At 45.1% G+C, this 26,896-nt stretch carries 15 protein-coding genes; all 15 read right to left on the reverse strand.

What is annotated here, in order from left to right; all coding sequences use genetic code 11:
- Entirely contained in the window at positions 1-1,605 is a 1,605-nt protein-coding gene (locus ACESTK_RS01075; protein ID WP_256144065.1) for a response regulator, read from the reverse strand.
- Positions 1,580-2,611, reverse strand: coding sequence for an ABC transporter substrate-binding protein (locus ACESTK_RS01080; protein ID WP_256144064.1), 1,032 nt, complete (start codon positions 2,609-2,611; stop codon positions 1,580-1,582). The genes ACESTK_RS01075 and ACESTK_RS01080 overlap by 26 nt, the downstream gene beginning before the upstream one ends.
- Entirely contained in the window at positions 2,608-4,194 is a 1,587-nt protein-coding gene (locus tag ACESTK_RS01085; protein ID WP_373118232.1) for a sensor histidine kinase, read from the reverse strand. Before ACESTK_RS01085 ends, ACESTK_RS01080 begins: the two co-directional genes overlap by 4 nt.
- A 121-nt stretch (positions 4,195-4,315) precedes the next feature.
- Positions 4,316-6,328, reverse strand: coding sequence for a diguanylate cyclase (locus ACESTK_RS01090; protein WP_173716784.1), 2,013 nt, complete (start codon positions 6,326-6,328; stop codon positions 4,316-4,318).
- Between the two features lie 3 nt (positions 6,329-6,331).
- Positions 6,332-7,060, reverse strand: coding sequence for an HAD family hydrolase (locus tag ACESTK_RS01095; RefSeq protein ID WP_173716783.1), 729 nt, complete (start codon positions 7,058-7,060; stop codon positions 6,332-6,334).
- 359 nt (positions 7,061-7,419) lie between these two features.
- The gene (locus ACESTK_RS01100; protein ID WP_187565330.1) at positions 7,420-8,817 is read right to left on the reverse strand and encodes a S1C family serine protease; all 1,398 of its coding nucleotides are present in this window, start codon (positions 8,815-8,817) and stop codon (positions 7,420-7,422) included.
- 95 nt (positions 8,818-8,912) lie between these two features.
- The gene (locus ACESTK_RS01105) at positions 8,913-9,149 is read right to left on the reverse strand and encodes a DUF6783 domain-containing protein (protein WP_373118237.1); all 237 of its coding nucleotides are present in this window, start codon (positions 9,147-9,149) and stop codon (positions 8,913-8,915) included.
- A gap of 6 nt (positions 9,150-9,155) precedes the next feature.
- Positions 9,156-9,659 (reverse strand): GtrA family protein, encoded by a 504-nt coding sequence (locus ACESTK_RS01110; RefSeq protein WP_118577927.1) that lies wholly within the window; start codon positions 9,657-9,659, stop codon positions 9,156-9,158.
- Positions 9,660-9,672: 13 nt separating this feature from the next.
- A complete protein-coding gene (locus tag ACESTK_RS01115; RefSeq protein ID WP_187565331.1) occupies positions 9,673-12,108 on the reverse strand; it encodes a glycoside hydrolase family 3 C-terminal domain-containing protein in 2,436 nt (811 codons plus the stop codon).
- Between the two features lie 117 nt (positions 12,109-12,225).
- On the reverse strand, positions 12,226-16,119 hold the full coding sequence (locus ACESTK_RS01120) for an ATP-binding protein (RefSeq protein WP_187565332.1): 3,894 nt from the start codon (positions 16,117-16,119) through the stop codon (positions 12,226-12,228).
- A 35-nt stretch (positions 16,120-16,154) separates the two neighbouring features.
- Complete coding sequence (locus tag ACESTK_RS01125) at positions 16,155-17,612, reverse strand: ABC transporter substrate-binding protein (protein WP_187565333.1); 1,458 nt, start codon at positions 17,610-17,612, stop codon at positions 16,155-16,157.
- Positions 17,613-17,932: 320 nt separating this feature from the next.
- On the reverse strand, positions 17,933-19,828 hold the full coding sequence (locus ACESTK_RS01130) for a leucine-rich repeat domain-containing protein (RefSeq protein ID WP_187565334.1): 1,896 nt from the start codon (positions 19,826-19,828) through the stop codon (positions 17,933-17,935).
- Positions 19,829-20,172: 344 nt separating this feature from the next.
- Positions 20,173-20,997, reverse strand: a complete 825-nt coding sequence (gene larE, locus ACESTK_RS01135; RefSeq protein ID WP_173735966.1) for an ATP-dependent sacrificial sulfur transferase LarE — start codon at positions 20,995-20,997, stop codon at positions 20,173-20,175.
- Between the two features lie 112 nt (positions 20,998-21,109).
- Positions 21,110-23,998 (reverse strand): tetratricopeptide repeat protein, encoded by a 2,889-nt coding sequence (locus ACESTK_RS01140; RefSeq protein ID WP_373118242.1) that lies wholly within the window; start codon positions 23,996-23,998, stop codon positions 21,110-21,112.
- Between the two features lie 105 nt (positions 23,999-24,103).
- Positions 24,104-26,689, reverse strand: coding sequence for a leucine-rich repeat protein (locus tag ACESTK_RS01145; RefSeq protein ID WP_294424183.1), 2,586 nt, complete (start codon positions 26,687-26,689; stop codon positions 24,104-24,106).
- Positions 26,690-26,896: the final 207 nt, after the last annotated feature.

Raw genomic sequence — 26,896 nt, forward strand, 5'->3', positions numbered from 1 at the left:
TCATGCAGTCCCCTTACTCCGATATTCCCTTGGGCTGCACCCGGATTTTTTCTTAAACACATAACTGAAATAATGGGGATCCTTATATCCCACCTCCTGTGCGATCTCTCCGGACGACTTGTCCGTCTCGCGCAGGAGTTTTTTCGCTCTGTCAACACGTTTGCAGGTAATATACTCTACAAACGTCTTCTGCATATTCTGGCTGAAAATTGCGCTTAAATAGTTGGCACTCATATTCACCGCATCCGCTACTTCATTCAGGGAAATGGTCTCTTTATAGTAATTCTCATCAATATAATCCAGCACTTTCCTCATGGCGCTGTTGCCCTGAGACTCATTCTTCTCATCCCTGATATCAATGGCACTCTGAAGAATGTCCACACAATACCCTGCCACCTGCGATGCCTTGATACTGGTATCCTGATATTTTCCCTCGATCCGTTCTGTATAACCCTCTTTTTCCACACCAATGGATTCCAGATACATAATAGTTGTAAACCGAATATGAAGCACCACATAATCCCGGAACATTCTGGACTCCAGTGCCTTACTCATTCCACCCAGATATCCCTGAACGAACTCCTGGATCTCACTGCTGCTTCCTTTTGTGAGAAAATCCTTGATGATCTCAGGATTCAGCTGTGAAGAATCCACTGCCGCTAAACGGTTACCTCCCTGCAAGTTTACATAACTTTCCAAAGTTTCTTCTGTAAGCACATGAAGCCCCGGCACCATAAAACGATATGCAAAATAATGATTCACACTCTGATAACATTGGGAAAGCAGGCTCAATCTCTCCACTGGTTTTCCTACAGCCACATACCAGTCCATCTGCTCTTCCCCTTCGCAGGTCCGTTTCACATACTCCACGCAATTATCTGCCAGCTCCGGAAGCCGGGACAATTCCCCCTTTACCAGAACTCCATAACTGTTTACATTCCAGCGGAAAAGCAGATACTGGGGATAGCGGAGAAAATAATGAAGCACTTCATCCTGTTTCCGAAGAAAACCTGCCATCTTGTCCTTATTTTTCTCCTGTAAATACAGGAAAAGCAGATTATATCCTGCTGCCGTAATTTCTATAGACTGACGCTCTGCCTCATCATAAATCTCCTTAACCGACAGCTCCCCCTCCAGAATTTTTTCCATAAAACGCCGTCTGGAAAACTGCTCATACTCCTGGATCTCATTCTGAAACTGGGTGCGGTAGTCCTCCTGCTCCTGATCCTGCTCGATCTTATCTTTCAGTTCAAGAAGTACATTTTTCAGCTTCATTCTGGTAACCGGCTTCAGCAGATACTGGTCAACACCAACTTCAATTGCCTGTCTTGCATATTCAAAATCATCATAACCACTGATAATAATAATCTTCATCCGCGGAAATTCTTTGCTCACAATTTTACTTAAGGAAAGCCCATCCATAAAAGGCATTTTAATATCCGTGATCAATACATCCGGCTTCGTCTTACGGATCAGGGGCAAAGCCATTTCCCCATCTGCTGCTTCCCCTACAAAACGGTATCCGAACTGATCCCAGGGAATCCTGTCTCTGAGCCCTTCGCGGATCACCGTCTCATCTTCAACCAGAAATACCTTCCGTAACATTTTCTTCCTCCCCAACGTTCTCCTGGGTATACACCCGCTCCGGAACATAATATGCTTTCTCTATTTCTTTACCATCTTCCATATCCTGAATGATCTGCTCCACGTATTTTCCCTGGTCAGGATTACACTGGACATCAATGTTGATCTCCCCGTTTCTCACCAGCTCCACGCCCGCATCCACTGCGTCAAAGGAAATTACCGTAATATCGCCGTCCACTCCTGCAGTTTTTCCTGCTTCTCTGATGGCTTCAAGAGCACCAAAAGTCATGTCATCGTTCTGTGAAACCACCACATCTATGTCCTCATACTGATCCAGAAGCCTTGCCATCTCTTCTTTTCCTTTGGCTGTGGTAAATTCTCCGTCTACCTGCTGCAAAATGTTCCAATTGCGCTGCACCTTTGCCACTTCATTGAATCCACGGGTTCTGCCGATGGTGGCGGAGGCGCCTTTGGTTCCTTTCAGCACTACGATGTTAACTTCGTCGTCTTCCCTGCCCTGCTTTTTCATGTAATCCTCAAGCCAGTAACCGGCATCCTGTCCTTCGCAGACAAAATCGGAACCAACCCAGGAAGCATAGAGGGAGTCATCATCCACAGAAACCTTACGGTCTATGAGAATTACCGGAATCCCGGCATCCTTCGCCTCCTGAAGCACAGTGTCCCAGCCAGATTCCTCAATAGGAGAAAGTACGATATAATCCACCTGCTGGGAAATAAAGCTTCGGATGGCCTTGATCTGATTGGCCTGTTTCTGTCTGGCATTGTCAAAAATCAGCATGTAGCCGTTTGCCCTGGTGAACGCATCCTGAATGGACTGCGTGTGGGCACTTCGCCATACAGATTCGCTTCCCACCTGGGAAACACCTACTACGATCAGATTGTCGTCCTCCGCAGGAGTTTCCTGCACTTTACTGCTGCTCAAAGGACTTCCCAGAAGAACCAGTGCCACAAGCATAAACACAACCGGTGCTACAGCCCAGATGTTTTTTCTTATAAACTGTCTCATACGCCTGTCTCCTCCTGCTGTGGCCGTCCACCCTCAATTATCTTATTGGCATTCTGCTGTTTCGGATTACTTTTTATTTTTTTATTTGCGTCAGAATTCACGCTGTTGCCGACTTCAACTACTTTTGCTGTATCATTCCCTGTTTTCTCAACCGGAGCTTCCAGAATAGCCGGGATCACAATCTCCACTGTAGTTCCCTTGCCCTTCTGTGACTGGATCTTCATTCCATACTCCGGTCCGAAATACATGTGGATACGCTCATTTACATTTGCCAGACCAAAGCCCTTCTCCGTCTCCTGGCAGGGCTTCTCGATCTGCTGGCGAAGCTGTTCAAGCTCTTCCTCATCCATGCCCACACCATCATCCCGGACAGTCAGACGGATAATATCGCCCTCTTTTTCCCCGTGAATGTGAATACAGCCTTTGGCACGTTTATATTTGATTCCATGGTAAAGTGCATTCTCCACCACTGGCTGAAGGGTCAGTTTCAGAATCTGATATTTATAAATCACCTGATCCAGCTGAATGTCATATTCCAGAATATCCCGATAACGCATCTCCTGAATCTGGAGGTAACTGCTGATGTGTTTTTCTTCTTCCTTAATGGAAATAAATTCCTTCCCTTTGCTGAGGATTTCACGGAAAAAGTCCGACAGTGTAACAACCATGGTCACCGCTTCGTCCGGCTCATTGGACTCGATCAGCCACACAATGGTGTCCAGCGTATTATAAAGAAAATGAGGCTGAATCTGCTCCTGAAGAAGGCGCAGATCTGCTTTTCGCATTTTCCGCTCGTCTTCCTTCACCTTATCGATCAGAGACTGCATGCTTCCTGCCATTTTGTTAAAGCTCACTGCAAGCTCAGCCACCTCATCATCGGAATCCGCCTGGGCTCTGGCATTGAAATCACCCTGGGCAATCTTCTCCGTAGCCTGGTTCAGCTGACTGATGGGCTGTATAATACCGGAAACGATCATCACCGCACTGACTGCAACCACAATGATCAGCACGCCGATCAGCACACTGCACACCACCATAAACCGCCCGATCTGATCCTGCAGGGTATCTGTGACCTTGTCCATATAACGTGTCTGATAATAGATATAATACTGGATATCATCCTGGATCAGTTCCGTCAGAATGTAAATATTATTGTCCAGCTTCTCAATATTCTCATTGTATCTGCCCCCGGCAGAAATACTGTCCACAATATCGTCCACCCTTTTTTCCAGGGTATCAATATTGCGAAGAAGACTCTCCAGCCACAGCTTGCTCTCAGATTCTGTGGTAATGGCTGTCAGTCTGGTAAATTCGCTGCGTAATTCATCTATTAAAGTATATGGATTCTTAAGACTTTTGTCTGTTTCGATGGTATCCAGAGTGACGTAGCCAACAACCAGCTTATACAGGCTCTCGTCCATCTCTTCCTTGAAATTCAGATTGTAATTATTCGCTACAGTCATGTTGCTTACGATCTCATCATAAGTATTGCTGTAACTTGCCATCGAGGCAAGAAGATACATCACAAGAAGAATAAACGGCAGTGTTACCACTGCCGCCAGTGTAAGAATTTTCTTTTTCATAAAGTAAAACTTACCCCCACTCCCGCAGGTCCCCCGACCTGCAAATGCTGCTGTTCGCGATTTTTACCCAAAATAATTCGTCGAACAATACCTCAATATATTACATTATAATAAGCCTTGCCTACTGCACCGTCTCGATCATCTTCCCCACATAAGAATTCTGTACAAGCATAGGCTGCTCTTCTGCCCGCTTCATTTCCTCCTGGATACGGCCCTGAATATCCTGCAAGCACTCCAGCAGCAGCGGATTGAAGGTTCCGCACTCACCGGCCAGGATCATCTCCATAGCCTTCTCATGGGAAAATGCTTTCTTATAAACACGCTCGCTTGTCAGTGCATCATATACATCTGCAACAGAAACCACCTGAGCTGCAATCGGAATTTCTTCCCCCTTCAGACCATCTGGATAACCCTTGCCATCGTAGCGCTCATGGTGCCATCTGCAGATCTGGTAAGCCACCTTCACAAGCTCTTCATTCTGATAAACACCCAGGCTCTTCAGCATGGAAGCACCGATCAGGGTATGCTTCTTCATTTCCTCAAACTCTTCATTTGTCAGTCTGCCTGGTTTATTCAAAATCTTCTCGTCGATTCCCACTTTACCAATATCGTGAAGGGCAGATGCAATTGTGATCATGTACTGGTCAGACCATTTTAGATCATATTTGTCTGTTTTCTGCATCAGTCTGTCCAGCAGAAATCCGGTCAACATCTTTATGTGCTGAACGTGCTGACCACTCTCTCCATTACGAAATTCTACGATATGGCTGAGAATATCTATCAAAATTTGACTATTTTTTTCTTTTTCTCGAATTTGATCCGTTACAAGTGTGATTAGGCGCCTCTGTTTTGCGTATAATTTAATAGTATTATATACACGCCGGTAAACAACCTTGGCATCAAACGGGCGGCTGATATAGTCTGAAACTCCCATTTCATACGCCCGGCGTATATATGATTCTGTCTCCTCACTGGAGATCATGATGACCGGAATATCCTCGATCCAATGGTTCCGGTTCATCTCCTCAAGAACTGCAAAGCCGTCCATGCCAGGCATTACAATATCAAGCAACACCAGTGAGATTCCTGCACCATACTCCCGAAGCACGGAGAGACATTCCTCCCCACTGCTTACTTCCATAGTCTTAAAATCATGGTGCAGAATCTCCGCAAGAATATCACGGTTCAGCTCAGCATCATCCACGATCAGAATCTGCTGTTTCAGCTCATCACGATTAACCTCTGCGCCGTCTGCATTTCCATCTTTTATCTCATTAGACTCGGTTACCACCAGATTCTTACGGGTTTTCGCCTGGTACATAAAACGGTCAGCTCTTCCTACCACACTTCCGATTGTTTCATCTGCCCCGGCAATTGTACCTCCAATGCTCACAGAAAGCTGAATCCCTGCATATCCCGGCACAGCAGCCAGATGGATCTTATCATGGATTTCCTGCAGTCTTCCGGCAAATTTCACTTCCGTTACTCCAGGAAACACCAGAAGAAACTCATCCCCACCATAGCGGATCAGAATATCATCCTTACGGATATGCTTGCATATGGTTTCTGCAACAACAGTCAGTGCCATATCCCCGACATTATGTCCATATGTGTCGTTATAAAGCTTAAAATCATCCAGATCGATCATGGCAATTCCAGCCGGTCCCATCTGGGACTTCAATTCTTCTTCATAATAACGTCTGTTGTATGCCTTCGTAAGAACATCCTGATACAGTCTCTCGTTATATCCGGTAAGACTGTTGATCAGGCGCTCATGGTCTTTCCGATCGATCAGACTGTTTTTGTCCATTTTCTTCAAAAGCTCCATTACATAAGGATTACCGTCAATTTCCAGATATTTAGCCATGATCTGATAAATGTCATCTCCAATAAATTCCAGCTTGCACAGCTCTGCCTTCCGTAAAAAGGCTTCCATTGCCACACAGCCCTGGCAAAAATGTCCTATGCACAAATCTGCTTTTTTTGTCTGTCCGCCCTCTGCTGCCAACAGACCTTCTGCATTCAATTTCTCCAGTTTTTCCTGGTCAAGAAGCCTTACAAAGTTAAAAACCCTACGGTAACAGACCATCTCGTATTCTGCCTGCTCCATGGTGATTTTGTAATCTGATACCATACTTTATCTATCCTTCTTCGTTGTAAAGCATATTTGGACAATAAGCTTTCTCAACTCTTCCTCTGTATATGCAATATAATCTGGTTTTTCCATACCTTCCGGAACCGTATAACGGTGATGGTTCATCCAGATGGTCTTCCATCCGGCATTTTTTGCACCTGCAATGTCATTCTCCAGAGAATCCCCGATCATAAAAGTATTCTCCGGCTCCATCCCCCATTTTTCTTCTGCCATGCGGAAAATCTGTACATCCGGCTTTGCCACTCCCACGCCTGCCGACACGATCAGATGATCCTCTGTAAACCATTTATCAAGTCCCAGTATGTGAAACTTCTGAACCTGATGGGAAAAAGGTCCGTTGGTGATCACGCCCATTTTCACTCCGGCAGCTTCGCATTCGTCCAGCAGTTGTGTCATTACCCCTGAAACATGAAGATGAGACTGATTCTCTTTATATCTCTCCTGGAAGAGCTCTGCCTGCTCTCTGGTAAAGGGAATTCCCAGGTCTTTCATAGTATTTTCAATTCTGTAAATCCGGGATTCATGAATGGAAACCTGTCCACTCTCGCTGAACAGAAACATTTCAGCGCTTCTTTTCCCGAAAATCCGGTAAAACAGCTCCGGATCCGGAAGCTTCCTGCCCAGACTGAACTCACAGGCTGTAAGCAACGGCTCCATCTGGCTATATAAGGTATCATCTATATCGAAAACCAGAAATCTTTCGTTGTTCATTTTACTGACTCTTTTCCTTTTTCGTATAACTCTTAAAAATATTATGCCGCAATCTGCAGACAATAAAATAATTATACCTTTTTAAGGTAGGTTACGCAATCTATTATTCAGTTTTCTATGTGTTTTCTAACTATTTCAAAGCAGAGTATATTTGAAAAATCTGTTTCGCAACCGGCATGCCTCGCTTTGTGGGAAATTTTGCCCGAAAAAAGAGGTTCACCTTTTTTACAGATGAACCTCTCTCATTCTATTATTTACATTTCCGTGGCTGAATCAATCCCGGTTCTCCTGCCTTAGAGCGTGTCTAAAAAGCATTCCGGCAATCTGTATGCCTTACTAGAGCGTATTCGCCCAAGTGTTTAATTCCAGCCCTCGCCGTACTGGAGACCTGAGCCGCCTTCGTTATTCTCCCAGTCTTCCAGAAGATTATCATCCTGGCTGCTTCCCTGACCGTCACCGTTGTCCTTGGAATCCGTACTCTGTGTATTTGTGTTCTCGCCAAGAGTTACAGTTACCGTCTCTTCTTTGTAACCTTTTCCATCCGGAACCTCAAGGGTAAGCTCTACATCCTCACCTGGCTCGTAGTAGGAAAGGAAATCAATCAGCTGTTCCTTGGTTGTAACAACCTTGCCTGCAAATTTTGTAATGATGGATTTTGCTTCAATACCAGCCTCATCAGCTGCACCGCCTTCTGTTACGTCTCTTACAAGAACGCCTTCCGGAACACCGTATGCTTCACTTACTGCACTGTCAACACTCCGAACTGTGATTCCCAGAACACCGTGGTTATCAACTTTATCTCTGGTCTCCTCATTCATCAGGCTCTCCAGCGTATCTGTTACATCAGAAATTGCAATTGCATAACCGATACCCTCAACCGCTGTGGAAGCAAGCTTTGCAGAGTTGATACCAACAACCTCACCGTTCATGTTCAGAAGAGCACCACCGCTGTTGCCTGGGTTGATTGCTGCATCTGTCTGGATCAGGTTCGTAGCGGAATTGCTGTCGCTGTCATAATCGCCGACTGTATCATCAGAATTCAGCTGACGGTTCTTGGCGCTTACAATACCGGTTGTTACGGACTGACCATAACCAAGTGCGTTACCAATTGCAACAACCTGTGCACCAACCTTCAGGTCATCGGAATTACCGATAGTTGCAATCGTAATGGCATCCATTGTATCGCTGTCAATATCATCCAGGGAAACTGCTACAACTGCAAGATCCTTCTCGCTGTCATAGCCTTTTACCTTAGCCTCACATGCTGTGCTGTCGCAGAAGCCAACTGATAAGGTCTCCGCACCTTCTACTACATGATAGTTGGTTGCGATCAGAAGCTCGGAATCGTTCTTACCAATGATAATACCGGAACCGCTTCCCTGAACCTCCTGTTCCTGGGATGGTGAATAAGCACCGTACTGGCCAAACATTCCGTAGTAGTTCTGAACCTCTTCTACAGATTTAGTTGTAATGGAAACGATACTTGGCATTGCCGCTTCTACAATATCAGATACATCAAGGCTACCCTTTGCTGTACTCTCATCTTTGCTGTCATCCTTGGAATCATCCGATTTCTTCTCGGATTTCAGCAGCTCAACCTTATCTTCGCTTGCTGCCTGTACGCTCTGCTCATAGCCTGTCAGATAGTTAACTCCTGTATATGTTCCTGCTGCAAGGCCGCCTGCCAGTACTGCACAAAGACTAATGCTTGCTGCCTTTTTAAGTTTTCTCTTTAATTCTTCATTTCTATTCTTCATGATAAAAGCCTCCTTTAGAAACTCCTTTATGTTCTTTTCATTTGATAGTTCACAGTATATAGACAATTTGTGTTCTCTTTGTGGGAAAAATGTGTTTAAATTGTTAAATTCCGCCTTTTAATATTAGAGCGTGTTTGAAAAATCATTCCCGCAATCTGCACGCCCCACTTTGCGGGAGATTTCACCCGAATTCGGTTGCCGTAGCCCGCTACGGCGCCCTCATCCGAGCGAAATCTCCCACAAATTGTGACGCACATCTTGCAGAAAGCCTTTTTCAAACACGCTCTAGCATTAAAAAACCCGGACTGCAAGGCAATCCGGGTAAAGGACAATCATCTTTATTTGTTCGGCATGATCCAGAATTTCATGGTCGGGTAGCTGAGAACTACCTGAACCAGAATGTTCAGAACATTTGCGAGTGTAGGTGCAAGTGCTTCGGAAATACCGATGTTTACGAAAAAGCTCTGGCTGTAAGCCGGAAGTGCTGCGGATACAAGCACCAGCACAACTGCAAGTACAATGTATTTCGGTACAGCCTTCTCAAACGCTGCATTGGATTTGAAAACCAGATTCTTCTGTACAAAGAAGTTTACGGTCTGAGCTGCTGCAGTTGCAACCAAAAAGCTTAAAAATCCACATAAACCAAGATTGGACTCGATATTATCTGCGTAATTGAACACCAGAAACTTAAATGGTGTATTTGCAAAGCTTTTGAAAATAAAACCGGTGCACAGCCACATGATAATGAAGTTTGTAATAGTTGCGCAGTTGGATAATACGTTAAATTTAATAAACTCCCAGATGTTTGGGTGATCTTCGATTAACTGTTTGATTTTTCCCATAATGATACTCCTCCTATTTCTGCTCTTCCAGATCTTTCTCATACTGCTTGTTCAGCTTCTGGTTTCTGAAAAATCCGCTGATTACTTTTCCAAGTCCGCTGAAATGACCGTTTACAACCTTTAGAAGTCCCTCTACCATTTCCATGGAAACCATACCGCCTGTCATCTTGGCGATTGCACGGAATGGCATGTTGTACTGGAACAGGGTGTTCAGATCCGGAATTCCCGCTGCCTCGCTCTTTTTCAACTTTTCACCCAGCTTCTTACAGATGAAGCGGGCAATTCCGCTCTTCGCGTAATACATCTGGCAAAGGGCATCGTTCATGCCAAGCTCGCCGCTCCAGCTTCCGTCCGGAATGGAATGTCCCAGGATCGTCTCGTACTCCTCATTTCCGATCTGCTGGATTTTTCCCTCCACGTAAGAAGAAACGCGGTTAGTATAGTATGGCATTACCTCAGTGGTTCCGATAATGGCAAGAGAATCCTGAAGACGGATATCCGCACAGCTTGCACCGATCATAATGCTGTAAACGCCGCCTTCTACTTCCCATTTATTTGTCTTCATATTCCAGTAACGGAATGTCTTGTCGTCGAACTTAATGGTAACGGTTTTCTCCTCGCCTGCCTTTAAGAACACCTTGGAAAAACCTTTCAGTTCCTTGACCGGGCGGAAAACTTTTGCTCCCGGAAGTCCTACATAAAGCTGGGCAATCTCTGCACCATCATACTTTCCGGTGTTGCGAAGGGTAAACGTCGCCCCATCCGGCTTCACCTGAAGATTGTCATATTCAAATGTAGTGTAGGAAAGACCATATCCAAATGGATAGTTTACCGGCACACCTGCGGTGTCGAAGTAGCGGTATCCTACGTAAATTCCCTCTCTGTACTCAGAGTTCCGCTCCTGTGACGGATAGTAATTGTAAGAAGGAGTATCCTCATATTTCTTAATGTAAGTTTCAGCAAGCTTTCCGGATGGGTTGACTTTACCGGAAAGAATATCAAGCACTGCACCTGCACCTGCCTGACCCATGAGAGCGGTGTGAAGCAGGGCTTTGAAATGATGGTGCCATGGCATTTCAATAACAGAACCTGCACTGATGATACCAATCATGTTTGCGTTGGCTTTTGCCAGCTCCTGGATCAGGTTGATCTGGTTCTGCGGAATGCGGAAATGCTTGCGGTCAAGACCTTCTGTCTCGCTTTTCTCGTTCAATCCGAAGAAAAACAGAACCACATCAGAACGGCGGGCAAGATCTACGGCCTCTTTTTTCATAGCTTCGTCTTCCTTGCCATCGCGCTGATAACCGCGTACAATTCCAGTCACAGAGATTCCGCTGGTCTCCAGCATGTCCTTGATGGAATCTACTTTTGTGGAATTTACCATGGAAGAACCTGCGCCCTGGTATCTTGGGTCAAAAGCGAAGTCACCGATTATGGCTGCCTGAACCTTCGCTCCAACCGGAAGGATTCCGTCCTCATTTTTCAGAAGAACTGCACTGTTCTCGCAGGCAAGACGTGCCAGCTTGTGGTGCTCCTCATGAAGGGCTTTCTTGTCCGCCACTTTTTTATAATGCTTTGCATTCTCGGTGGTAGTAAGTACCAGATCAAGAAGCTCGTCTACGCGCTCGTCGATGTCCTTCTCACTGATCTTGCCGCTTTCTACGCTGGCAAGAAGCTCTCTTGCCGCATCAAGTCCCGGAGTCGGCATTTCCAGAGTGGAACCGTTCTTTACACCGAGAGAATGGTCGTTAGAAGCGCCCCAGTCAGTGATAACAGAGCCTTCGAAGCCCCACTCATCGCGGAGAATGTCTTTCAGCAGATGCTCGTTTTCGTTGGCGTAAACACCGTTTACCTCGTTGTAGCTGCTCATAACCGTTTTCGCGCCACCCTCTTTGATGGCAATCTCAAAACCGGTGAGGTAGATTTCACGGAGAGTTCTCTCATCTACCACCGCATTCATTGCCATACGGCGAAGTTCCTGGCTGTTTACAGCGAAATGTTTTGCACAGGCTGCTGCTCCTGTGCTCTGCACACCGCGGATAAAAGCAGCTGCCATTTTTCCGGAAAGATAGGGATCCTCGGAAAAATACTCGAAGTTACGTCCACAGAGAGGATTTCTCTTAATGTTCAGTCCAGGTCCAAGAAGAACGTTTACGTCTTCTTCCATGGATTCTTCACCAAGGGCAACGCCTACCCTCTGCTCCAGCTCTTCATCCCAGCTGTTTGCCATAGCTGCCGCTGTAGGAAAACAGGTTGCCGGTACTGCTGGATTGATTCCCAGATGATCTCCTGCTCCTGCCTGTTTACGCACACCATTCGGTCCGTCTGAACAGAAAATCGCCGGGATATCCAGACGCGGGAAATCTCTTGTCTGCCACTCGCTTTTTCCGCTGAGGAATGCGGCTTTTTCCTTCAGGGTCATGTTATCTATGATATTCTGATATTTCATGCTTGTGATCGCTCCCTTCTATATTGCCATAAATATAACATAACCCCGTCTGTAAAAGACGGGGTTATCACAAACTGTCAATATATTGCACAAGATGCATTAAAAAACCATTTATTTTTATCCCAGCACTTTCTGCAGCGTTTTCTCCAGCACCTGCAGATTCACAGGCTTGGAAAGATGTCCGTTCATACCGCTTGCCAGGGAACGTTTCACATCCTCGTCAAAAGCGTTGGCGCTCATTGCGTAAATCGGAATCTTTTTGCAATCCTCACGATCCAGATTCCGGATGGTCCGGGTTGCTTCCAGTCCGTCCATTTCCGGCATCATAATATCCATAAAGATCATATCGTAATATCCGGGAACGGATTCTTCCATGCGCCGCACAGCTTCTTTTCCGTTAACTGCCTGCTCGGTTTTAATTCCGTAATTTTCAAGAATCGTACAGATAATTTCCATATTCAGCTCATTATCCTCAACCACCAGGATTCTTTTTCCCGGGAAGCTGATCTCCTCCGGCTGGCTGGTGACCGTAGTCTTCTCTCCGCTTACCGGCTGAAGCTTCACGTTAAAGCTGAAGCTGCTTCCCTTACCAGGCTCACTTTCCAACTTAATATCGGAATCCATCATCCGCACAATTCTTCTGCTGATGGCAAGACCAAGACCAGTGCCCTGTTTTCTTGCATTTTCAGAATTATCCGCCTGCTCAAACTGCCGGAAAATAAGCTGCTGTTTCTCAGGTGCAATTCCAATTCCATCATCCCTGACCTGAAAATACAGATTGGAAAAGCCTTTCTCTTCTTCTGTCTCGCGAACGGTCAGCCACACATGTCCATCTGGTCTGGAATACTTCAGCGCATTTCCCAGAAGATTTACCAGAACCTGGTTCAGCCGCAGGGAATCTGCCATAAACCAATGGTTTTTCAGCTGGATATCTGCTATATACTGAATGTTATTTTCGTTCAGCTTCGCTTCCAGCAAAGGACGAAGTCCCTGTATCATCTCCATGAGATTGCATTTTTCTTCGATCAGCCTCATCTTTCCGCTCTCAATCTTGGACATATCCAGAATATCGTTGATAAGTCCAAGCAGATATTCCGAGGAGTACTCGATTTTTCTCAGACAATCGATTCGCCGCTCCTCAGTCTGTCCATCTTTCAATGCAATCTCCGTCATACCTATAATACCGTTCATAGGAGTACGGATCTCATGAGACATACGGGCCAGGAAATCCGATTTCGCCTTGGCAGAAAGATCGTGACGCTCCAGATTCAACCGGTTTTGAATAATTGCGCTGATTTCTTCCAGACACTTACACTCTTCTTTTTTCTCCAGAACATCCTGGTCAATGTCCCGGAATACAATACTTCCGGAATACTGTCCGTTATCTGTCATATGGAATACAATATCGTTTCTGCCTGAAGCAAAAGGCTGAATCAGCGGCTCTTTCCATATGCTTTCCCCGGAAGTCAGAAGCTGCTGCATTTCCTGTGTCTCCACAAAGTGCTGGTATTGCTTCTCAGAACAGTGGACCATACCGTCCCAGCCATCCTTTTTCTCCCAGGTTTTCCAGCAGTACAGCAGGTTATTTACCATATATTCCCCGTTGAAATGGGTGATCACAATGTCTGTCAGATGGTATTTCTCCTGCAGCTTCAACGCCAGAATATCCAGAACCACAGAAGTATCACCATCTCTGTCAAACAGGTTCAGAGCTATAGAGGAAAGTGTCATTTCCTTCAGACGTTCCAGAGAAGCCACCTCCGCAAATGCCACATCAACCGCACAGGCTTTTTCCACCGTTGAAAGCTCCTCATAGAACATGATTTCCTGCTTTCCATGACGTGCAGCTGTAAGAGCAGTCTTCGTCTGTTCAAGTGCCTCAGACAGCGAATTTCTGCTGCCTGTAACTGCGATTCCACATTTCAGGGAAAGGGACAGATGCTTCTCATCTGTAAGCGCCCCAAACTCCTTTTCCAGTCCCTGCACACTTCTCACGATCGGTCCGGTCGTACATACCGGCAGCCATACCAGCATCTGGTCTGCACCAGCCCTGATATAAATACCACCGTTTAAACCGTCCTCCTGGAAGCGCTTCGCCAGCAGACCGGCAAACTGCTCCAGGATAATATCTCCGAAGATCAGGCCATAGCGCTCATCGATTTTGGAAAACTGCTGGATTTCCAGAAGTACCAGTACTCCTTCCGGGTCATCCCGACACAGTGTTTCCACAACTTCCAGTCCGCTTCCAAGGCGGTAAAAAGAGGTAATGGAGTCATAAATCTGCTTTCTTTTCTGCGCCTGCTCCAGAAGCTTGTGCTGATGCACATTGTGAATACAGCCAACGACCCTGCTGCGCTCTTTATTCTCATCAAAAGTAATGCTTCCGGATAGATTTACCCACTGAAATTCTCCATTGGCATGCTGCAGACGAAAGTCAACATCCAGAACGCCGTCTGAGCTTTTTACTGCGTTCACCAGCTTTGCCTTATCTGCCGGATGGATACTGTCATTATCAAGAAATTCCGGATGCTTTCCGCAGTCCCATACACCGTCATTGCCTTTACTGTTAACTATTTCCAGCAGTTTTTCCTTACATTTGTAGGTAAAAAAGGCATCCTGGGAACTTTCTACTGCAATCCGATAGCGCTCCTTTTCCTCCAGAAGCTGATTCTCTGTCTGCATCTGGGTATCCGTCAGATTCTCTATCACTTTATGGAGCTCATCAAGCTCCTGAATACCTGACTTCTGAAAACCGTGAATTCCCTTCACTCCGCCTCGTACACTCTCCACCAGGTGATAAACCGGTTCCGTCGTATACTGGACAAGGAAATAAACCAGGATAACTGCCATCAGGGCACTTCCCAGAATCGCTCCCAGAATTCTCTCATAAACATCGGAAATCAATCCATACACAGAATCCTCTGTAACAAAACCGCACAATGCCCACTGGGTATCTTCATACGGCACATTTCTGCTGTACAGCTCCAGATTGCTCACAAATCCGTAAATCTTCTGTTTCCCAACAGTGGCTCCTTGTGCCAGCCGCAGAGCACCCTGCTCCGGCTCCTCCAGAACAAAGTCTCTTCCATCCCGGGAGACCGCATCATACAGCGCACCCTCACCGGCAATTCCCTCATAATTTCCATTTCCATGGTCTACCACAAGGGCAAATCCTGCATTCAGATTAGAATCCAGATCTTTTACCGGAAAATATTTGGCAAGATCATTCACTCCCACTTCAATGCCAAGTACACCGTAAACTATTTTATCATAAACAAGAGGTACCGAATATGTGATCATCTTATGGTTATCCATATAGAAATCTTCCAGAATAAACGGCTTCGACCAGTAGCCCAGGTTTTCCATACTGGTGTGGGAATCAACGTAATTTTCTGCTGTTATATATGGCTGGTAAAAAAAGTCATCGGCAGCTCTTTTCCCATTGCCCTGGAAGCGGAAATCTGTATGCCAGGAAGTATCCAGTGAAATGGACATGTTCTGTGACAGCACCTTACTTCCACGCTCCATCAACAGATCCGTGTGGGAAGCCGTTTTGGTCTGGGGATCTGAATCTCTCACCCAGAAGCCTTTGTATTCCCCTTCCGAATCTGTGTCGCCGTCATTTCCCAGAACCAGAAAAATTCCAGAAGTGGAATTGTACTGCAAAACCTCCACCATATCATAGAAAACCGTTTCCAGATATTCCTCCTGGACTTTCCCTGAGCCCATGAAACCCTGCATATCCATCTGATGATCGCTCAATACCTTTGTCAGCGCAGAGGAAAGACTGTCACTTTCCTTGTACACGCTGCTCCATTGCTCGATCATATCGTTCTCCAGAACCACCTTACGGTTCTCCACCGTATGACTGTCCAGACCGATAACCGCATTCTCCATGTTTGAGCGGATTCCGCTGAAAATCAATGTCAGGAATGGGACTGCACCCTGTACAAACACAATGATCAGTATAGGAAGCAGAAATATATTCCAAAGAGATTTCTTTTTCTTCACAGCCTTCCTCACCTCCTTATTTGCGGGAATGTTTTTTAATCCTGCTCCAGGCTATGGCAGAATTCTGTATACCAGTTCTGGAAATTCTCATCTGTCAGATACTGTGCAAGAGCCTCTTCCCGGCTCTCTCCGTCTGCGATTGCAGCGTCCATGGCATCTTTATCTGCCTTTGCCTTGTCAGCCAGGGAATAATCCAGGATCTTACGGGCACTGTAGCTATTGTCAAAAGCTCCAATTGTATAGAAACTTGTTTTATCAAAGTCTTCCATTTCCGTTGCAAAACAATCGTAGACCTTCTGGTTGACTTCTATATTATTCTCTTTGATAACGGAATCCAGTGCCTCTACGCTGTTGGCTTCTTTCAGCACCGGCATATAGGAGGATTCGCATACAAAGCGCAGGTTCTGGTTCTTCTGTGTGAACCATTTCAGGAATACACTTGCAGCATACTCATGTTCCTCATCAGACTTGGTCACTGCCATTCCGGCCCCCTGCTGAACTTTTATGTTCTCGCCGCTCTCCATAACCGGAGAATCACATACGATGTAATCAATCGGATAGCTTTCATTCTCTTTTTCCACGGTATCCGGGAAGTATACAGCGGAAGATGTGGAGCCTGTATATGCAAGAATATCTCCAGTCTTCACATCATCGGAACGGAATTTTCCAAGAGATGCGAAATAGCCCTTCATATATGGTACATAGTAATTATCCCAAAGGCGACGGATCAGATCTTCATCTGTGTTTAAGATCATTTTTCCATCTTTCACCTGGAAAATTTCCTTTCCCATCTGCTTCATGCCAATGATAAAATAGTTGGACATGGAGTCTCTGCCGTAGAATGCTTTTCCATCGTCCGGCACATCCGGGGTCTGCTCATCCGTCCACTCATAATAGCGCTGTGCAACCTCTGTAATACCTTCTGTAGTGGCAAGTTCGTCCACTGTAGTTCCAGTCGCTTCTGCAAAAGGCTCCCAGTCAGTCTTATTGATCATGGTGATCTCTGTGGATTTGGCAACCGGGAAAAGATATAAAGCGCCATCCTGGTTAAAATAGCCCTCCTGGATGTAGGAATCTACATACCTGGACAGCTCATCTTCTGTAAAATACACGGAAAGGTCTGCCAGCTTGTCCTGCTTCTGTACTGCGTAAGCAGTATCGGAATAGGAAGAGAAAATATCCGGCAGTTCTTCTGCTCCTACTTCTCCGTTCAGAGAGCTGTTGACTGCTTCCTCAAGGTCGGATACGGAACCCTGACTGTAGCTCTCCACGTAGATACCCTCCTCTTTTCCAATGGAGGAGTTAAATTCCTTTACAAGGGTGTCAAACATTGCCTGTTGGGCACCGTTGTAATAATGCCAGATCGTCAAGGACACCGGGTGATCCGAATCCAGCTTTACAGATTTACCGCTTCCGTCCTTGCTGCTTCCACAACCAGCTAAAGATGCGGTCATTATTGCGATTAACATCATTGCCACACATTTTTTCTTCATACTCTTTTACTCCCTCACGGCACCTGATACCGCAGCTTAACTCAATATATACTTCTGTCTGCAACACTGTCCAAAGACCTGCTGCCATGGCAGACCAGAGCGTGTTTGAAATCCCAAATCTTCAAAACAAAAAGCCCCTGCAACAGGTAAAATGCATCGCTGACTTCTACGGGATACAATATCCTTTCCGGCGTTTTTACATGTCACATGGGTAAATTTATAACACATAGGCTTATTATAGGAAATGTGAGAAAAAGAATCAATAAATATTCATGAAAAAGGACAGAAAATATTTCATTCCTGTCCTTTCAAAATATACGTTATTTCACAGTCACCTTACACTTAACTGTTTTCTTCCCTGCTTTCACCGTAATTACGGCTGTTCCTTTTTTCTTTGCAGTAATTCTGCCCTTGGAATCTACCTTTACCACCTTGGAGGAGCTGGATTTGTAGGTGATTTTTTCTTTGCTTGTTACTGGTTTTAAAACCGGTTTCAGGGAATATTTCTGATTTTTCTTTAATTTCAGTGTTTTCGGCACACCTTTGATCTTTGTGGTTTTTACAGCGGTTTTCTGGACTTTTACGGTAACAGACTTTTCATATCCGCTGTTCAGGTATATGTGAATACGGGTTTTGCCTGTAGTTTTACCGGCGGTAATGTTACAGGTTCCATCTGAACTAACAGATACATCTGCAATACTCCAGTTATCCGTACTCCAGGTGGAAATGAAATCTCCCTTTGCAAGCCCGGTTACTTTCAGACACTTCGTCTTCTGTCCGGTCTTCAACACAATACTGGACTGATTCAATTTCATTGTTGGCTGCAGTCTGTCCCGGGTAATTTTTGTTTCCTGCTCACCGCATGCACTGCAGGTACGTGTCTGGACTTCTTCCTCATCCACAGTTGCTTCCTGTGTTACTGCCCATGCAGAAAATTTATGTCCGGTTGCTTTTATTGTAGTTCTCTTTTCCGTATCGCAATATCTGCAGGTGTATTCATCGACTCCGTCATCTGTACAGGTTGCATCTTCATGCCATGACCTTACCCAGCTATGTCCGGTTGCTGGAATTGTCTCTTTCTTTTTGTCACCACATCTTCTGCAGGTATAAGTTTTTTCTCCGTCACTTTCACAGGAAGCATCTTCTGTTGTTTCCCCACGGTTCCAGTCATGACCAAGTGCCGGTGTTTCTTTTGTATAGTAATCACCGCAAAATTCACAGATTTCTTCTTCAGATCCCGAATAGGTACAGCCACTCATTTTTATCACATGTGACTTGTAGGAATGGGTATGGTTCGGATTGTAACTGTAATATACGGTTGTATTTGAATCACAAATGTATCTGGGCTGCCACGTGCTGCTATTTGCATAGCAGCGGATACTTCTCAGCTTGGCACAGTTTTTAAACGCATCATTTCCTATAGATGTCAAACTTGCCGGGATTTCTATGGTTTCTAACGCATTACATCTGCCAAAAGTCTGATCTCCAATTCTGGTCAGGCCCTCTGAAAGCTTTACACTTGTCAGACTGGTACACCCCTGGAATACACCGCTTCCAATGCTCGTTACGCTTGCAGGAATAGTTATGCTTGTCAAACTGCTGCACTTCCAGAATGCCTGAACTTCTATAGAGGTTACCGTTCCCGGAATGGTTACGCTTGTCAGACTGGTGCAATTGCCAAAGGTCATACCATCTATGACGGTTACGCCTTCTGGAATTGTCACACTTGTCAGATTGGTGCAGCCAGTAAATGCACCGGAACCAATGCCTGTCACTCCTTCTGAGATAACCACACTTGTTATCTTAGTGTTGCCAGCAAATGCATCATCTGCTATGCTTCCAGTTCCGGAAATTACCAGTTTCCCATCATCTGACAAGGTATAGGTAATTCCTGTGTCTTCTCCATCTGAAAAAACCAGAGCTTCGTCTGCTGTTGCCGCTTCCTCGTTCTGCCATTCTGCAGCTGTTTCCATGCCAGACGCATCTGAGAATGAATCCTCGGATGACTGTTCCTCCACCTGATCCATCTCCGGAGTCTGAACCTGTTCCTGAACCTCATCCTGATTGTCCAGACCCTCATTCTCCACTTCGTCAAAAACTGCTTCTGCTACTTCCTCAGAAGAAAAATCAGCTCCACTTACTGCCAGTGCTGCTCCGTCTGCACTTGTGATTGCCAGCAGCAATGCTGCAGCCAATGCCAGTCGTCTGTTTCTCATACGCTTTACCTCGCTATTCTTTTTTTCGTCCTTTCAAACACACTCCAGAGGCAAAGATTTTTCCATTAATATCTGTTGCATAACAATAAACGCTTCCTCTAAATGGATAACCTGCTATTCTGCAAATGAGCCCGCAGCATACTCCCTCCCAAAATTTGTCAGACGATTAATTTAATGATAGCGTAAAACCGCATTTAAAACAATTAACTAACAGCATAGTATAGACGATAATATCAAAAAAAGACAGAGAATCTTTCATCTCTGTCCAAAAGTTTGGTCTCATAATTATAGCAATGCACAACTTTTATACATTACAAGCCTACCGTTCACAACGTAAACCAAAACTATTTCTTCAATGTTTCATTCATACTTCCCATGCGGTATCCCTGGAGATCCATGGTCACGTATGTAAAGCCATATTCTTTGAAGGCTTTCACGATCTGGTTGCGGTTCTCCAGGACTTTCTGGAGTTCATCTGGCAGTACTTCAATTCGTGCCAGTGTACCATGAATACGCACACGTAGCTGATGAAATCCCAGATCCAGAAGAAGCTGCTCTGCCTTATCTACCATGCCAAGTTTCTCCTTCGTGATGGTCTCGCCGTACACAAAACGGGAAGAAAGACAGGCGAAGGACTGTTTCTCCCAGGTGGGAAGGTCAAGGTCTTTGGACAGGGCGCGGATGTCTTCTTTATATAATTCGCTATGGCGCAGCGGGCTCTTAACTCCAAGCTCTGCAACAGCCTGTAAACCAGGTCTGTAATCGCCGTTGTCGTCCATATTGGAGCCTTCTGCCACTGCATTCAGCCCCTCTTTTCTGGCAATGTCCCAAATTTTCTCAAATAACTCTTTCTTACAGATATAGCAACGATTGGCAGGATTCTGGCAGAAGCCCTCAATTTCCAATTCTTCAGACTCTACTGTAATGTGTCGGATTCCTTCCTTCTCACAGAAGGCTTTCGCCTCCTCCAGTTCTCTCTTCGGGAAAGAACAGGACATGGCAGTAATCGCGATACATTTATCCCCCAGCACATCGTGTGCTGTTTTCAAAAGAAACGTGGAGTCCACCCCGCTTGAAAAAGCCACAGCCACACTTCCCAGACTGCGTAAGTATTCTTTTAAAGCTTCGTATTTATTCTGCTGCTCTTTGGTTGCAGTGATTTCGCTCATATGATTATCCTCCCACGGCGATATGTTGCTATTTATGTTACTACGAATTATCCTAGTATGTCAATGGGATTAATTGTGATTTTCTTCATCATCCTTAACTTAAACGCCAGGTTCATTCCCCCTGGTGTTCTTTCAGTCTCTGTTCAGCTGCGATCCGCTTGGGATGTTCCGGTGGGTAGCATTCCCGGAAGCCTTCCACGGCGGCTTTCAGATATATATCTTCTTTTTCTTCATCTCCAAGTGCGCGGTAAACGCGTGCCAGATTCCAGGTAGGCTCTGCAACTGCCGGACCTACAAGTCCATTCTCCTTCGCAAGCTCCAGCGCCTCTGTCAGATATGGGATCGCTTCTTCCGGTCTTCCCAAGTCCAGGTAGACTACACTCATATTGTTGTCCACCATCAGAAGTATAGAGCCCTCACGATAGCCATTCTTAAGCAGCTGATTGCGAACCGCAAGATGACATGCCAACGACTCTTCCCTTCGTCCGGCGGCATTGTACATTCGTGCCAGTTCCTCTGACATGGCAGAATATATCTGATTTTTCTCACCACAGTACATTTTGCACCTTTCCGTTGCTTGTTCCATACAATAGGCGGCTTCTTCCATATTCTGATCCATAGCTGCAAGCTGACCACGAAGCTGCCATATTGCAAACTCACTCTCACCCTGACGCTTTCTTTGTATCTGTTGTATCTGCTCTATTTTTTCCAGACAATCTGCCAGCTTTTCTTTTTCCTGAAGAAACATATGACATTCTGCTTTTTGATAAAGAAAATCCAGTATTCTCTGGCTATGCCCCCATTGTACACACATAAGGATTCCACGTTCTGCCCACATTTCAGCCTTTTTCACATTAAGCTTCAACATCTGCATATTCGTCTGCAAAAGCACATATCCAATTTTATAATCAATATTATCCTTCTGTTGAAAAATTAAATCACAGATCTCCCGGTAACACTCATAATTACTGCTCTGCTCCAACCCATTGCAAAAATCACTTATAGCAAACAACATCCATTCCGATGATAGCGTTCTCTTTTTCAGCTGTTCGCGGAAGAGTTCTATATATTCTTCGTTTTGTTCAGGTTTTGTCTCTGTCAGACACGCTACCATAAACTTCGTCTCATTGGAAATCTGTGCACATCTTTTTTCCAGTTTCCGGATTTTCTCGCACATAGGAACAGGCAGCTCCAGATATCGGGCAGCCTCTGACGCCAGTGCCACAAGCTGGTCACTGACCGCTCCCTGCACTCTGGAAATTCCCTGGAAGACAAGCCACGCAATTTCCTCCATACGAGGATCCTCATCTTTCGGTGCCTGTTTCGGGAAAAAGCACTTCTGTGCCCGCTCCCAGAATGACTGAAACTCTGCTTCTGAAAAATCCTTTGTACACAGACTCTCTGCAATTACAGGATGCATACGGTAACCATTTCCCGTATCTTCCAGCCAGCCGAATTTCACCAGTCTGCCAAGCGCCTCTCCCAGAGTTTCGTTTTTCTTCAAAAATCCCTGGAAAAACATCACAGTAAAATTCCGGTCAATTTCCTGATAAGGCAGAAGCGCGAACATCCTTGCCAGCTGGCTTCCTGTTTCTCCAATATCAGCCAGTTTGTACAGCCCACGGTACATATCAATGAGTCCGGACTCTTCTGCAACATCATTCCAGTTATTCTGCAGCTCTTCTTCCAGATAATCCCAATTTCCGAAATAGTAGGTTCCCGCTTTTCCAAGAAGCTTCAATGTCAGAGGATGCTGAAAAATCTCTTTTTCCAGCAAACGACTCAGCCGGTCTTTTTCCTCTCTGGAAAGTATTTTGTTGTAATTGTCACGAAAAATCAAACTTAAGGCACTCTTTTGCGGTGCCTTTATGCCAAATGTAGTAAACCCATCCAGATGTTTCTGACGTGAAGTAACAAATATGGTGCACGGCAGATCTTTCAGTTCTGACAGGTAAGTATCTTCCTCTTCCGTATGGTTCATATTATCCAGAAAAAGCACTGTTTTTTCCTGATGCTCTTCTGACAGGTGATAGATACTTTCGTGAAATCTTTCTTCCACGCTCTCACCAGTAAGATTCAGAAAACTTCTGGAAAAGCTGACCGCCAGATTCTCCTCATACTGAACAGCTGCGATCCGGCACTTCACTTCTTCCTGCTCCATCCAGCTCACAAGCTGACGCATAAGTTCTGTTTTTCCAATTCCTCCAATTCCGGAAATCAGATACTTTCCGGAATTGAAGAACATCTCTTTCAAGTCATATAACTCTTCTTCTCTGCCAAAGAAATGGCTGGCTTTCACAGATTTCCGGAACAATTCACAGTTTCGCAAGGTGAGAAAACTCTGCCTGGTTTCCACGGATTCCTGATAAATACAGCTCCAGATATATTCCGGCTTTAAGTCTTCACGGTTTCTTACCAGTTCCATTTTTGCCCCGGATATTTCCGGCCCCGCCATCGCGTGCAGACTAAGCAGGGTAAACAACCAGGCATCCCCAAAGGACTGGGAAAAATCCTTCTGTTTTTTCTCTATGTAACCGATCCAGAAGATCAGCTTTTCCCCACACTCTCTGGACAGCCATGGATCTGACTCCATGACCATGCCCAGAAATTTTCTCAGCTTCTGCACAAACACAGAATGATTATAATTTTTTTCTTTCAGGAACTTTTCAAAAATCAATACCTGGCTGCCAAATGTCTCCGCATTCAGACCTTCCAGCACTTCCTCTATGTATATATGATACAAGGGAAAGCTTTCCTTGCGATTACAAAATTCCGAATGATAACGGTTCTGGCTTCCATCCTTTCGAAAAATCATTTTTCCGTGTCTGGTGCTTTTCCACTCATAGAGAAGATATTCATCCCAGAATCTGACCAGAGTCAGACCTTTTTTACTTTTTTCTCCCAGAATTCCGGTAGAATAGACCGGATAATCTTTCACGGTAAACAACCGATATAAGTTTTTCAGCGAAAGCAACACATTTGTCTGCTCATCTTTTTTCATGTCACGTTCTCTCCGGTTGTAAACACAGTTCCTTTTTTATTACTGTCTGCTGGTCACCTGACCAGCAGCACTTTTTGCAGGTAACTAAATACAACAACTGATTTCTTATTTTTTGATTGTAATCTTAGCTTTCTTTGCGTACACACCAAACACCTTCTGTTTCTGCTTGTTCAGCTTATATGCACACGCACGTATATAATAGGTATGTCCCTTCGTCAGGTTCTTCACAGTTACCGTATTCTTTTTGGATTCCTTGATGTCCACAATATCGTAAAGATTGGAATCTGCGGTAACCACAAACGCATATCCGGCAGCACCTTTTACCTTGGACGCCGTAATGGTGATCGTGCCCTTCTTGTTATTCTTTACACTGATCTTCTTTACCTTCGGCACAACATAAGTTGTAAACTTAACAGCCTTGCTATACTTTCCGGTAACCTTCTTGCCGCCGCCCTGTGCGACTGCTCTTACTTTTACATAGTAGGTTTTTCCTGATTTCAGGCCATAAATCAGTTCAGAATTTGTATTTTCCTTAACAGTATAATTCTTTACGCCCTTCTTGAATTTCTTATCGGTGGAAATTGTGATCTGATATCCGGTAGCGCTTGCGATGCGCTTCCAGGAAATCTTCGCACCATCAGTAAGTACATTCGTCACTTTGGTTCCGGTAACCTTCGGAAGCTTGGATGGAATTACAGTGTTCTGATTATTATCAGAAGCGTTCGGAGTCTTCGTCGGTTCCGGAGCAGATGGAGCCTTGGTCGGCTCTGCATTCGGAGCTTTTGTCGGCTCTGCCGCCGGGGTTTTCGTCGGTTCTGGTGCCTTGGTAGGATCTGGGTTCTTTTTCCAGTTTGCAGTCAGTTTAACACCGCTTACCAGTTCACCCATTGATGGTGTGTAAGAACCGGAAGAATTTACTTCTTCATCCGCATCTACTGTCGTCCATCCGGTAAAGGTATAACCGCTTCGTGTAGGCGCTTTCAGCTCAATACTGTTTCCACCTGTGAAAGTGGATGGGTTGGAGCTGTCATTTGTTCCGCCAGCCAGATCATAACTGATTGGAAGCACATCACCATTTTCATAATAAAAATGATAACGTGTATTAAAGTAATTGTCCACATAAGAATTTTTTACAACGTATAATTTACAGCTGTCTTTGATAGAATCAAAGGCATAATATGTGTTCGTATCTCCTATAGAAGCCATAGAGTCATAATCCAGATCCAGTACACGGGCCGGAATGTGAATCTCTGTAAATTTACAGGAATCAAATGCAAAACCGCCTAACAATACTACATCTGACGGAAGTGTATAGCTTCCTGCCCAACTTTTTCCTGCAGGATAGGTGAAAATACTTCTGCCAGCCACTTCCCCTCCGCTGCTTTTATAGACCTTACTGTAAAGCACACCGTCCTGGGAAGAAAGGTACGGATGTCCTGCGTCAACTGTGATTTCTTTTAAGCTTGTGCAGCCCTTGAACATTGCACCAACTGTATATTTTACATCAGCACCAATGCGGATACTTACAATTCCACTGTCGGTGAACTGATATTTCAGGCTGTCAGTTCCATGAATATATACATTTTCAAGATGGAGGTTCTTGCAGCCCCTAAATGCACCTTCTCCGATACCTCCGCTTACGCTTGCCGGAAGAGAGGTAAAACCTGTAAGCGCTGTACAGCCTGCAAAAGCATAACTTCCAATAGTGGTTAAGCCCTCCGGGAGATTGATGTAAGTAAGGTTCTTGTTATCCTTAAATGCGTCCCAGCCAATTTCCTTCAGTGTGGAGGGCAACGTTACTTTTTTCAGTGTTTTAATGTATTCTCCCTGTCCGCGCGAGGGACTTCCATCCTCATTCCATTCAGAAGCTACAATAGTCGAAATTCCACCGACATATGTAAGTCCTTCTGCAAAGGAAACCTCCTCAACGCCGGCACAGTACTGATCCCAGCCCAGTTCCAGCTCGGATGGGGCATTATAAATTCTTTTCAGGTTACATTCCCCATAACTGTAAAAAGCTTCTTTATCAATCTCGTTATAAGCTCCTGTTGGCGGAAACGTTATCTCTTCCAGTTTCGGACAGTTACCAAATGCCTGCTTCTCGATTTTTACAGGCTGTGCACCGCCTACTGCGTCATTAAAATGCACGATTTGAAGATTCTTATCCCCATAAAACGCACCTTCTCCAATTACAAGCCGTGGATTCTGCGGCAGCTGAACGGCTGCCAGTCCGTCAAACCAGCTGCCACCTGTTGAAAATGCATTGGGCATCACATAGCAGAGTGTATCCGGAAGAATCAACTTATACAGCATTCCGTTGCCATACTTTCCATCGTAATAGAAACAGCTAAACCGGTCCCATGTGTAATCATATTCTGAATCCGGAAAATACTTACCGATTCCAATTACCTTCTTCGCCACACCATCCTTATACACATATGACGGAATCTGCAGTTCCATAACAGCCTCGGTTACTGCGCTGATAATAGCTTCTCCATTTGTTCCATATTCATGGGCATACCAGATCTGCCCCTGACTGTCTGTCCAGGAAAATTCTTCCTTGTTCCACTTTTCGCCGTCGAACTGGAAAAACTGTCCTGAGCCTTCTGCATGCACGCTAAGCGCCATACCCAGGCACATGATAATGCCCAGAAACAGCATTTTGATACATCTTGAAATTTGTTTTTTCACTCTTTCTTCCTCCCTCATTGTTTCAGTCATTTCCCTGTAATGAAAAGCATTTGGACTTTCTATTGGCAGTTCATAGCATTGCTGCTGTTCACAACCTGATCAGCAACCGCTTCGCGGAATGCTACCTGTAAACAGTAACACAGCATCCTCTGTTTTCTGCAAAATTCATCAGGAAAATTCACTCTTTTTTCTCATAAAAAGAATATC

Origin of the sequence: Ruminococcus sp. Marseille-P328, from assembly GCF_964249465.1 — a bacterium.
GTDB classification, from domain to species: domain Bacteria; phylum Bacillota; class Clostridia; order Lachnospirales; family Lachnospiraceae; genus Blautia_A; species Blautia_A faecis.